12 protein-coding genes and 1 pseudogene are annotated in these 10,359 nt (G+C 63.4%); 9 read left to right on the forward strand and 4 right to left on the reverse strand.

What is annotated here, in order from left to right:
- Positions 1 to 3: 3 nt before the first annotated feature.
- A complete protein-coding gene (locus EJ074_RS29395) occupies positions 4 to 384 on the reverse strand; it encodes a cupin domain-containing protein (RefSeq protein WP_165350030.1) in 381 nt (126 codons plus the stop codon).
- Positions 385 to 582: 198 nt separating this feature from the next.
- Between EJ074_RS29395 and ssb the strand changes: the two genes are divergently transcribed.
- Positions 583 to 1,101, forward strand: coding sequence for a single-stranded DNA-binding protein (ssb, locus tag EJ074_RS29400; RefSeq protein ID WP_095805952.1), 519 nt, complete (start codon positions 583 to 585; stop codon positions 1,099 to 1,101).
- Between the two features lie 193 nt (positions 1,102 to 1,294).
- Entirely contained in the window at positions 1,295 to 1,720 is a 426-nt protein-coding gene (locus EJ074_RS29405; RefSeq protein WP_095805951.1) for an OsmC family protein, read from the forward strand.
- 23 nt (positions 1,721 to 1,743) lie between these two features.
- Here the strand turns inward: EJ074_RS29405 and EJ074_RS29410 are convergent, their stop codons facing one another.
- Complete coding sequence (locus tag EJ074_RS29410; protein WP_095805950.1) at positions 1,744 to 2,373, reverse strand: MarC family protein; 630 nt, start codon at positions 2,371 to 2,373, stop codon at positions 1,744 to 1,746.
- Positions 2,374 to 2,543: 170 nt separating this feature from the next.
- Positions 2,544 to 3,065, reverse strand: coding sequence for a hypothetical protein (locus EJ074_RS29415; RefSeq protein ID WP_129553944.1), 522 nt, complete (start codon positions 3,063 to 3,065; stop codon positions 2,544 to 2,546).
- Positions 3,066 to 3,150: 85 nt separating this feature from the next.
- Here EJ074_RS29415 and EJ074_RS29420 point away from each other — a divergent pair, with 85 nt between their 5' ends.
- Positions 3,151 to 3,981: an AraC family transcriptional regulator gene (locus EJ074_RS29420; protein ID WP_095805948.1), complete on the forward strand. Its 831-nt coding sequence runs from the start codon at positions 3,151 to 3,153 to the stop codon at positions 3,979 to 3,981.
- Positions 3,982 to 4,189: 208 nt separating this feature from the next.
- A complete protein-coding gene (gene gyrA, locus EJ074_RS29425; RefSeq protein WP_095805947.1) occupies positions 4,190 to 6,982 on the forward strand; it encodes a DNA gyrase subunit A in 2,793 nt (930 codons plus the stop codon).
- 51 nt (positions 6,983 to 7,033) lie between these two features.
- Here the strand turns inward: gyrA and EJ074_RS29430 are convergent, their stop codons facing one another.
- Positions 7,034 to 7,186 (reverse strand): hypothetical protein, encoded by a 153-nt coding sequence (locus EJ074_RS29430; protein WP_095805946.1) that lies wholly within the window; start codon positions 7,184 to 7,186, stop codon positions 7,034 to 7,036.
- A gap of 192 nt (positions 7,187 to 7,378) precedes the next feature.
- Between EJ074_RS29430 and coaD the strand changes: the two genes are divergently transcribed.
- The 5 genes and pseudogenes from coaD to queA all read left to right on the forward strand — a co-directional run.
- Positions 7,379 to 7,879 carry a pantetheine-phosphate adenylyltransferase gene (gene coaD, locus EJ074_RS29435; protein WP_095805945.1) on the forward strand — a complete coding sequence of 167 codons (501 nt, stop codon included), beginning with the start codon at positions 7,379 to 7,381 and terminating at the stop codon, positions 7,877 to 7,879.
- Positions 7,880 to 7,896: 17 nt separating this feature from the next.
- A complete protein-coding gene (locus EJ074_RS29440; RefSeq protein ID WP_095805944.1) occupies positions 7,897 to 8,487 on the forward strand; it encodes a peptidylprolyl isomerase in 591 nt (196 codons plus the stop codon).
- A 29-nt stretch (positions 8,488 to 8,516) separates the two neighbouring features.
- On the forward strand, positions 8,517 to 9,029 hold the full coding sequence (locus EJ074_RS29445) for a peptidylprolyl isomerase (protein WP_095805943.1): 513 nt from the start codon (positions 8,517 to 8,519) through the stop codon (positions 9,027 to 9,029).
- A gap of 14 nt (positions 9,030 to 9,043) precedes the next feature.
- Complete coding sequence (locus EJ074_RS29450) at positions 9,044 to 9,490, forward strand: DMT family transporter (protein ID WP_095805942.1); 447 nt, start codon at positions 9,044 to 9,046, stop codon at positions 9,488 to 9,490.
- Positions 9,490 to 10,353 (forward strand): annotated as a pseudogene (gene queA / locus EJ074_RS29455) (tRNA preQ1(34) S-adenosylmethionine ribosyltransferase-isomerase QueA); the annotation flags it as partial. The gene EJ074_RS29450 and the pseudogene queA, both read left to right, overlap by 1 nt.
- Positions 10,354 to 10,359 lie beyond the last annotated feature (6 nt).

Below are 10,359 nucleotides of genomic sequence, written 5' to 3' on the forward strand. Positions count from 1 at the left end.
GTTTTAGGATGCCCAGTGCCTTACCGGTTCAGCGGCTCCGTCGAAGCTGGCCTCGAAGATCGACGACGCGAGCACGGCGTGGACGTGAAGCACGCCGGAGCCGATGTTGCGAAAGCCGTGCTCGCGGTGTGCCGGAATGATCAGGGACTGTCCGGCGGCCAGCACCGCACGTCGATCATCGATCCACATCTCGGCTTCGCCGGCGATTACCGTCAGCACTTCCTCCACGCGATGCGAATGCGTCGGCGCGCCGGCGCCTGGATCGGCCCATTGCTCGAAAATGCAAAGCTCGGCCGCGCCATTGGCGGCGGCAATATGCATCCGCGTTTCCACTCCGGCCCGCCACAGTTCGCGTGGCTGATCGCTATGCGTGACGATGTTCATTCGGACGCCTCCCCTTTTGCGCTGCGGGCCGAGACACTACCTGTTGCTGACATTCCTTGACAGATGCAGAGGTCAAGTCTAGAACGAAAAGAGAACAAAAACCTTGTGGGAAAAGCCAGCCTTTGCAGGCAGCGGCGGCCTGCAGGCTGTAAGGTGCAGCGACGTAAGTTTTGTTTCGGATGAGCGCGGAGAAGTACGATGGCGGGTAGCGTCAACAAAGTCATTCTGGTCGGCAATCTCGGAGCGGATCCTGAAATCCGCCGCCTGAATTCGGGCGAGCCGGTCGTCAACATCCGCATCGCGACTTCGGAAAGCTGGCGCGACAAGAACTCCGGCGAGCGCAAGGAAAAGACCGAGTGGCACAATGTCGTCATCTTCAACGACCAGCTCGCCAAGGTGGCCGAGCAGTATTTGAAGAAAGGCATGAAGGTATATGTCGAGGGCCAGTTGCAGATGCGCAAATGGCAGGACCAGACCGGCAATGACCGCTACACGACCGAGGTCGTGCTGCAGAAATTCCGCGGCGAATTGCAGATGCTCGATGCACGCGGCGAAGGCGGCGGCCAGGTCGGCAATTATGCCGGGGGCGGCGGCAACAGCCGCGGTTCCGATTTCGGCCAGTCGGACCCGAACGAAGGCTTCAGCCGCGGAGGTGGCGGCTCCAGGGGTGGTGGTGGCGGCGCGTCGCGCGAGCTGGACGACGAAATTCCGTTCTGAGCATCGCGAGTTCGCCATGAGCCTTCGAGGGAAGGCGGGCCGATCGGCGCCGCCTGGTTGCTCAGCACAGCGGCATGATAAAGTTCTATCTGCGCGCACCGATCGGCGCTAGCATCTTCATGCTGATGCCCGGGCGGAGCATGCACGCGCGCGTGTCGGTCAATGGGGCGGCGGCCTCGCAAAGGGAACCATCGTGAAAGCACGGGTCAAATGGGTGGAGGAGCGCACCTTCGTCGGCGAATCCGGCAGCGGACATAAGGTCGTGCTGGGCACGGCGCATGGGCCGGAAGGCAGGACACCGGGGCCAAGCCCGATGGAACTGGTGCTGATCGGGACAGGCGGCTGCTCGGCCTATGACGTGGTTCATATCCTCGAGAAAGGCCGGGAGGCGGTCGAGGACTGCGTGGTCGAGCTCGACGCCGACCGGGCCGAGACCGAGCCGCGCGTCTTCACCCGCATCCACATGCACTTCATCGTCAAGGGCCGCGCCCTGTCGCACGACAAGGTGAAACGGGCGATCGACCTGTCGATCGAAAAATACTGCTCGGCGACCGCTATGATGGCAAAGACTGCTTCCGTCACGCATGACTTCGAGGTCGTTGATACAGCTGCGAAATAGGCGGGGGGCAGTAGGGCTGCCGCTCAGGCTGCCATCAGCGCCCGGACGCCGTCCGCCACGAATTGCACGGCCAGCGCGGCCAGGATGACGCCCAGCAGCCGGGTCAGGATCGAGCGCCCGGTCTGTCCCAGGATGCGGTCGATGCGTTCGGCCAGCACGAACACCAGATAGGTTATGGCGAGGCAGACGAAGATGATGCCGACCAGCGCCGTCTGCGCCGCAAAACCCTCGAAATGTCCCGACAACAGCACGGTGGCCGAAATCGCGCCCGGGCCGGCGATCAGCGGGATCGCGAGCGGGAAAGCGGCGATGTTGTGGATCATGTCCTTGGTGACCGCGACGTCGCCGATCTTCTCCTTGCGGTCGTGACGGCGCTCGAACACCATTTCGAAGGCGATGAAGAACAGCAGGAAGCCGCCGGCGACGCGGAAGGCCGGCAATGTGATGCCGAATACCGAAAGGATCGAGGCGCCGGCGACGGCAAACAGCGCCATCACCAGGAAGCCGATGACCGACGCGCGTATGGAGACCTGCTGGCGCTCCGAGCGATTCATGCCGCGCGTGACGGCGAGGAACAGCGGCGCCAGCCCGGGCGGGTCGATGGTCACCAGGATGGTGACGAAGGCGTTGAACAGGTTGTCGAAGCTCGGCATCGCTGATCCCCTCCCGCCGGGCGAAGCCCAAGCCTCTGCAATTGGTAGAGGAAAGCCGGGACGCTGGAAACAGGCGCGACAGAAATGGTGCGCGAAGCTGTGAAGCTGGTGCGAAGGATCGCTTCGGCTTCTTGTTTCAAGTCGCTGCGGTCGCCGGTAATCATCGACTTTCACACACGGCAGGCCAGGAATTCGACTTCGAGGCGCCAGCTCGCGCCGCCGTCATGCGAGCGCTCGCCGAGCCAGCGGAACGAATTCTCGGTGATGCGCGAAAAGCTCCAGCGCACCGAGGAGCCGGTGTCGTCAACGCCTTTCTGGACGATCGCGTCGCCCTCAGCGCGGCCAAGCTGGCGGCTGAAATATTGGTTGCGCGGATCGCTCCAGAAGATGTGCCAGGCCTCGAGGCCTGGATCGTAGACGCGCAGCGTGGTGCCGTAGAAGGTCCACGTGCCCAGAGAGGGCGAGGAACCGGCGTCGCGGGCGGGCAAGATCCAGACGTCCTGGACTGCCTTGCCGTCAAGGACCCAGCCGAAATGCGCTTCGCCGCGCCCCTTAAGAACCGAACCGTCTTCGAGATGACGCGTGGCGTCGAATGTCCAGGCGCCGATGAAGCGGCCGTAGAGCTTCAGCTTCTCGGCCAGATCTGGATTGGGCTCGTCGCTGTGCAGGGCCTCGGCAAAGGGATCGGTCATGGTTGCTGCCTCGTTTGTCAGGAGAGGGCGAGCAATAGAGGCGCGGCGAGGTTCTGCGCTTGGGGAAAATTGCTATCTTTCCGTGATGACGACGACTGAGAAGAACCTCGCATCAGGGTTCGGCTGGCGGGTGTCCGATGTGGTCTGCACAGCCGGCGCCGGTGCCAGGCCTTTCGAGGAAGAGCATCGCAGTTTCTGCATCGCCGCCGTGACAAGTGGCACCTTCCGCTACCGGACGCGCGAGGGCACAGCGATGCTTGCGCCGGGCGCCATCCTGCTCGGCAATCCCGGCGCCTGCTACGAGTGCGGCCATGAGCATGGGACCGGCGACCGCTGCCTCTCCTTCCATTTCGCGCCGGCCTACTTGGAACGCGTGGTCGCCGAAATGCCGGGCGCGAAGCGGCTGGCCTTCGCTGGCCCGCGCCTGCCGCCATTGCCAGCGCTGGCGCCATTGCTGGCGGAAGCGGAGGCCGCGCGGGAATCAGGCGAGGTCGACGCGTTCGAGGAACTCGGCCTGCGTATTGCCGGGGCGGTCATTGCGGCTGCAACCGGCTCTGGCAAGGCAGGCCGCCCACCCAGTCGCCGTGACCAAAGACGCGTTGCCGAGGCGGTGCGCATGATCGAGCTCCATGCCGACCGGCCGCTGTCGCTGAGCGAACTGGCCGACGGCACGGCGACCAGTCCCTATCATTTCCTGCGCACATTCCGGCACGTGGCCGGCATGACGCCCTACCAGTTTCTGCTGAGGACAAGGCTCCACCGGGCGGCGGTGCGGCTGCGCATCTCGAACGAAGCGATCTCGACCATCGCCTTCGATGCCGGCTTCAACGATCTATCGACCTTCAACCGCCGGTTCCGGCGCGAGATGGGCGAGGCTCCCGGCGCCTATCGCTCTCGCCGCGGGTCAGATGCTTGAGCGCTCGCGGTCCTTGCTGATGAATGGCGGGTCATGGCCGACCTTGCCCCGCGAGAGCCAAATGCGCTTTGGCCATATCGTCGCAATCAGCGGTATCCTTTTGAAATTCCCACCAAAATTGTCTCTGGAAAAGTGCCGCCGGCATTGGAGTTTCGGTCCGGCTTCCTATATAAGCAGCCAGTGATTCCCGACTGGATTGTGACCTGATTTGACCGACCAGAAGACACCGCGCGGGCCGGAGGGCGGCCCTACCGGCATCGAGCCGATTTCGATCATCGAGGAGATGCAGCGCTCCTATCTCGATTACGCCATGAGCGTGATCGTCAGCCGTGCGCTGCCCGATGTTCGCGACGGCCTCAAGCCTGTGCATCGCCGCATCCTCTACGCCATGCAGGAAGGCGGTTACCACTGGAACCGCAAGCACGTGAAATCGTCGCGCATCGTCGGCGATGTGATGGGTAAATACCATCCGCATGGCGACGCTTCGATCTATGACGCCCTGGTGCGAATGGCGCAGGACTGGTCGCTGCGCGTCCCGCTGATCGACGGCCAGGGCAATTTCGGCTCCATCGATGCCGACCCGCCTGCGGCCATGCGCTACACAGAGTCGCGCCTGACCAAGGTCGCGCATGAGCTGCTGGAGGATATCGACAAGGAAACGGTCGATTTTCAGGACAATTATGACGGCGCTGAACAAGAGCCGAAGGTACTGCCTGCGCGTTTCCCAAACCTTCTGGTCAACGGCTCGGGCGGCATCGCCGTCGGCATGGCCACCAACATTCCGCCGCACAACCTGGCCGAAGTATGCAACGGAGCGATGGCGATCATCGACAATCCGGCGATCGACCTGCCGGCGCTGATGGAGATCGTGCCCGGCCCGGATTTCCCGACCGGCGGCATAGTGCTCGGCCGCTCGGGCATTTACAGCGCCTATTCCACGGGTCGCGGCTCGATCGTCATGCGCGGCCGCGTCAACATCGAGGCGCGCGGCAACGACCGTGAATCGATCGTCATCACCGAGATCCCCTATCAGGTGAACAAGGCGGCGATGATCGAGAAAATGGCCGAACTGGTGCGCGAGAAGCGTATCGAGGGCATTTCCGATATTCGCGACGAGAGCGATCGCCAGGGCTACCGCGTCGTCATCGAATTGAAGCGCGAGGCGGTCGCCGACGTCATCCTCAACCAGCTTTACCGCTTCACGCCGCTGCAGACATCCTTCGGCGCCAACATGGTGGCGCTCAACGGCGGCAAGCCGGAGGTGCTGACGCTGATCGACATGCTGAAGGCCTTCGTCGGGTTCCGCGAGGAGGTGATCAGCCGGCGCACGAAATACCTTTTGCGCAAGGCGCGCGAGCGCGCCCACGTATTGGTCGGCCTCGCCATCGCCGTCGCCAACATCGACGAGGTGATCAAGCTGATCCGCACCGCGCCCGATCCGCAGACGGCGCGCGAGCAGTTGATGGAACGGCGCTGGCCGTCGCACGACGTCGCTCCGCTGATCAAGCTGATCGACGATCCACGCCATCGCATCAACGAGGACGGCACCTACAACCTCTCCGAGGAGCAGGCCCGCGCCATCCTCGATCTGCGCCTGCAGCGCCTGACCGCGCTCGGCCGCGACGAGATCGCCGACGAATTGAACAAGATCGGCGCCGAGATCATCGATTACCTTGACATTTTATCTTCCCGCGCACGCATCCAGCAGATCGTCAAGGACGAGCTGATCGCGGTGCGCGACGAGTTCGGCACGCCGCGCCGCACCGAACTCGCCGAAGGCGGGGCTGACATGGAAGACGAGGACCTGATCCAGCGCGAGGACATGGTCGTCACCGTCAGCCATTCCGGCTACATCAAGCGCGTTCCGCTGTCGCTCTACCGGGCGCAGCGCCGCGGCGGCAAGGGCCGCTCCGGCATGTCGACCAAGGACGAGGATTTCGTCACCCGCCTGTTCGTGGCCAACACGCACACGCCGGTGCTGTTCTTCTCCTCGCGCGGCATCGTCTACAAGGAAAAGGTGTGGCGCCTGCCGGTTGGCAACCCGCAGTCGCGCGGCAAGGCGCTGATCAACATGCTGCCGCTCGAGCAGGGCGAGCGCATCACCACCATCATGCCGTTGCCCGAGGACGAGACCAGCTGGGGCGAGCTCGACGTGATGTTCGCCACAACGCGCGGCACCGTGCGCCGGAACAAGCTGTCCGATTTCGTCCAGGTCAACCGCAACGGCAAGATCGCCATGAAGCTGGAGGAAGAGGGTGACGAGATCCTCGGCGTCGAGACCTGCACCGACAATGACGACGTGCTTCTGACCTCCAATTCGGGCCAGTGCATACGCTTTTCGGTCAGTGACGTGCGCGTCTTCCAGAGCCGCAACTCCGTCGGCGTGCGCGGCATCGCGATGGCCGAAACCGACCGGGTGATCTCGATGTCCATCATCGAGCATGTCGACGCTTCGCCGGCCGAGCGTGCCGCCTATCTCAAGCGAGCGGCCGCGGAGCGCCGGATTTCCGCCGGCACGGCCGGCGAGGAGGAAGAGGTCGCGCTGACCAATGAGGAAATCGGCGAGGAGGCAGAGCTTTCGGAGGAGCGCTACGAGTTCCTCAAGATGCATGAGCAGCTTGTGCTGACGGTGACCGAGTACGGTTATGGCAAGCGCTCGTCATCTTACGACTTCCGCCTGACCGGGCGCGGCGGCAAGGGCATCCGCGCCACCGACGTTTCGAAATCGGCCGAGATCGGCCGGCTTGTCGCGACGTTCCCGGTCGGCAATGACGATCAGATCATGCTGGTGTCGGACGGCGGGACCGTCATTCGCGTGCCGGTGGAGGGCATACGCTTTGCCAGCCGCGCCACCAAGGGTGTGACCATCTTCAACACCGCGGAAGGCGAGAAGGTTGTCTCGGTCGAGCGGATTTCGGAGCCGCAGTCCGATGAGGAGACCGATGAGGCCTCGACAGGCGAGGCGGCCGCAGACAATGGCGGCCAGGAGAGGTCCGAATAGAACCCGGTTGGCCACTACCGGGCTTACGCCCGGTGCGGTCGTTGCTGGAGATCAGAAGTGACGATGGGGTTTGCGGGCAAGAAAGCCGTCGAGCCGCTTGGTGTGGGCTTTGACGCGAACTCGCCCTGCTTCCTGATGCAGCCCGAATGCGGTTGCGATCAGCATGGCGACGGTCATTGCGGTGGCGAGCATGTAGATCAGCATTGCGTCATCTCCTACGCCTAGTAACGAACAGATGTGACTTTGGTTTCATCTCCTGAAGCGGCAACCTAGTGAACGCTGCGTGAAGCAGCCGTGATCGTCGCATTCATCCGTCGTTCACGTCGGCGAAATGGTTCACGCATTCCGCGATTAATCGGATTTGCCTTCCGCCCGCCCGCCCGCTAGAAGCCTGCCATGACCGATCGCATTGCTGTCTACGCCGGCTCCTTCGACCCACTGACCAACGGCCATCTCGATGTGCTGAAGGCGTCGCTGGCGGTCGCTGACACCGTCTTTGCCGCGATCGGCATCCATCCCGGCAAGACGCCGCTGTTTTCCTTCGAGGAGCGCGTCAAGCTGATCGTGGCCGCGACCAAGGCAGAATTCGGCCGCGATGGCGAACGCATCAAGGTCGTCTCATTCGACGGTCTGGTCATCGACGCCGCCAGGAAGCATGGCGCCTCGATCATCATCCGCGGCCTGCGCGACGGCACTGATCTTGACTACGAGATGCAGATGGCCGGCATGAACGAGACCATGGCGCCCGAATTGCAAACGGTCTTCCTGCCCGCCAGTCCATCGGTGCGAACCATTACCGCCACACTCGTTCGACAGATTGCTTCGATGGGCGGCGACATCCGCCCATTCGTGCCGGCGGCGGTTGCCGGCGCGCTCACCGCCAAATTCGCGAAATAACACCTTCGGAGACTTTCATGCAGCTGAAGAAGCTCGCTTCGTTTCTTGTCGTGCTTGCCGGCATTCTTGCGGCATCTTTTCCGGCTTTCGCCGACGACAAGGAAAACACCATGATCATCACGTTGAAGGACGGCGATGTGACCATAGCCCTGCGTCCGGACCTTGCGCCCAAGCATGTCGCTCAGATCAAGAAGCTGGTGCGCGACGGCGCCTATGATAATGTCGCCTTCCACCGGGTCATCGACGGCTTCATGGCGCAGACCGGCGACGTCAAGTTCGGCAACGTGAAGAAGGGCTTCAACGCGGAAGCCGTCGGCACCGGCGGCTCAGACCTTCCCGATCTGCCGGCCGAATTCTCGCAGTCCGAGCAATTCACGCGCGGCGTCGTCGGCATGGCCCGCTCGCAGGATCCGAATTCGGCGAACTCGCAGTTCTTCATCATGTTCGCGCCGGCGCCAAACCTCGACGGCCAGTACACCATCGTCGGCAAGGTGGTCAGCGGCATGGAACTGGTCGACAACATCAAGAAGGGTGACGAGGCAGACAACGGCACGGTCACCGAGCCAGACCGCATGATCAAGGTCCGCATCGCCGCCGACAGCAAATAACTTCCTCAATTTTCAAAGGATTTTCTGACATGGCTGAAATCAAGGACCGCGAGAACGCCCTCATCATGGAAACGACCAAGGGCGACGTCGTCATCGAAATGTATCCCGACCTGGCACCCGGCCACGTCGCCCGTATCAAGGAGCTTGCGCGGGAAGGCGCTTACGACGGGGTGGTTTTCCATCGCGTCATCGAGGGCTTCATGGCGCAGACCGGCGACGTCAAGTTCGGCAATTCCTCGAAGCCGACCTTTGCGCCATCGCGCGCCGGCATGGGCGGCTCCGACAAGCCGGATCTGAAGGCCGAGTTCTCGAACGCCAATCACGGCCGCGGCACCTGTTCGATGGCGCGCGCCCAGAACCCGAACTCGGCGAATTCGCAGTTCTTCATCTGCTTCGATGATGCTTCCTTCCTCAACCGCCAGTACACGGTGTGGGGCCAGGTCATCGAAGGCATGGACAATGTCGACAAGATCAAGCGCGGCGAGCCGGTGCAGGATCCCGACAAGATCGTATCGCTGAAGGTCGCGGCCGACGTAAAGTAGGCACAAGAACGACTATGGGCGCTGTCTGGTCCCTGCTCGGCATCCTGTCCGGCGCCTTCATCGCCATCCAGGCGCCGATCAATTCGCAACTGGCGCGCGGCCTGGGCCTTCCGGTCGCGGCCGCGGCCTTTTCCTTCCTGTCCGGCGCGATCGTGCTCGGCATCATTGCCATCGCGGTGGTGAAGCTGCAGGGGCTGTCGCTCGACTGGAAGGCGCCGGCGCCGTGGCTATTCGTCGCCGGCGGCGTGCTCGGCGGCTTCTATGTGACGCTCTCCACCATTCTCACGCCGCGTATCGGCGCTGCAGCTTTGATGGCGTTCCTCGTCGCCGGCCAGCTGATCGCCGGCATGCTCGTCGACCGCGTCGGCTTCCTCGGTGTCGCCGTGCGCGAGATATCGCTTGGCCGCGTCGCCGGGGCCGTCTTGCTGCTCGCCGGAGCGCTGCTCATCCGGCTGTTTTGATGCGCGTCGACCTGTTCGACTTCGACCTGCCGGATGAGCGCATCGCGCTGCGCCCGGTTGAGCCGCGCGACAGCGCCAGGATGCTGGTTGTAAGGCCGCGTCAAGGCCTGGAAGACCGGACCGTCAGCGATCTACCGTCGCTGCTCGGTCAGGGAGATGTGCTGGTGTTCAACGACACCAAGGTCATCCCGGCGCAATTGAAGGGCATCCGCAAGCGTGGCGAGGCCACGGCTCAGGTCGAGGCGACCCTGCACATGCGGGTGGCACCGGACCGCTGGCAGGCTTTCATGCGGCCCGGCAAGCGCGTTGCCGCCGGCGACAGAATCCATTTCGGCCATGACCAGAATTCCTGCTTCCTCGGCCAACTCGATGCGACGGTGATCGAGAAGGGCGAAGCCGGCGAGGCGCTGCTCGGTTTCGACCTCTCCGGGCCTTTTCTCGACGAGGCGCTGCATGCCGTCGGCCACATTCCGCTGCCGCCCTACATCGCCTCGAAGCGCGACGACGACGAGCGCGACCGCAGCGACTACCAGACGATCTATGCCAGGGAGGAGGGCGCCGTCGCCGCTCCGACCGCGGGGTTGCATTTCACACCGGAACTGTTCGCCGCGCTCGATGCCAAGGGCGTCGAGCGCCGCTTCGTCACGCTTCATGTCGGCGCCGGCACCTTCCTGCCGGTGAAGGCGGATGACACCGTCGATCACAAGATGCATGCCGAGACCGGCTCGGTTAGCGCCGAGACGGCAGCGGCGCTGAACGCAGCCAGGGCGCGGGGAGGGCGGATCGTGGCCGTCGGCACGACATCGCTGCGCCTGCTGGAAAGTGCCGCGACCGAGGATGGAATGATCGAGGCATGGTCAGGGCCGACC

It is taken from the genome of Mesorhizobium sp. M3A.F.Ca.ET.080.04.2.1 (genome assembly GCF_003952525.1).
Classification (GTDB): domain Bacteria; phylum Pseudomonadota; class Alphaproteobacteria; order Rhizobiales; family Rhizobiaceae; genus Mesorhizobium.

Excerpts from the sequence above, each read along its gene's own strand:
- EJ074_RS29395 (WP_165350030.1), bottom strand. The coding sequence starts at position 384 with ATGAACATCGTCACGCATAGCGATCAGCCACGCGAACTGTGGCGGGCC.
- ssb (WP_095805952.1), top strand. The coding sequence starts at position 583 with ATGGCGGGTAGCGTCAACAAAGTCATTCTGGTCGGCAATCTCGGAGCG.
- EJ074_RS29410 (WP_095805950.1), bottom strand. The coding sequence starts at position 2,373 with ATGCCGAGCTTCGACAACCTGTTCAACGCCTTCGTCACCATCCTGGTG.
- EJ074_RS29415 (WP_129553944.1), bottom strand. The coding sequence starts at position 3,065 with ATGACCGATCCCTTTGCCGAGGCCCTGCACAGCGACGAGCCCAATCCA.
- EJ074_RS29420 (WP_095805948.1), top strand. The coding sequence starts at position 3,151 with ATGACGACGACTGAGAAGAACCTCGCATCAGGGTTCGGCTGGCGGGTG.
- EJ074_RS29430 (WP_095805946.1), bottom strand. The coding sequence starts at position 7,186 with ATGCTGATCTACATGCTCGCCACCGCAATGACCGTCGCCATGCTGATC.
- coaD (WP_095805945.1), top strand. The coding sequence starts at position 7,379 with ATGACCGATCGCATTGCTGTCTACGCCGGCTCCTTCGACCCACTGACC.
- EJ074_RS29440 (WP_095805944.1), top strand. The coding sequence starts at position 7,897 with ATGCAGCTGAAGAAGCTCGCTTCGTTTCTTGTCGTGCTTGCCGGCATT.
- EJ074_RS29445 (WP_095805943.1), top strand. The coding sequence starts at position 8,517 with ATGGCTGAAATCAAGGACCGCGAGAACGCCCTCATCATGGAAACGACC.
- EJ074_RS29450 (WP_095805942.1), top strand. The coding sequence starts at position 9,044 with ATGGGCGCTGTCTGGTCCCTGCTCGGCATCCTGTCCGGCGCCTTCATC.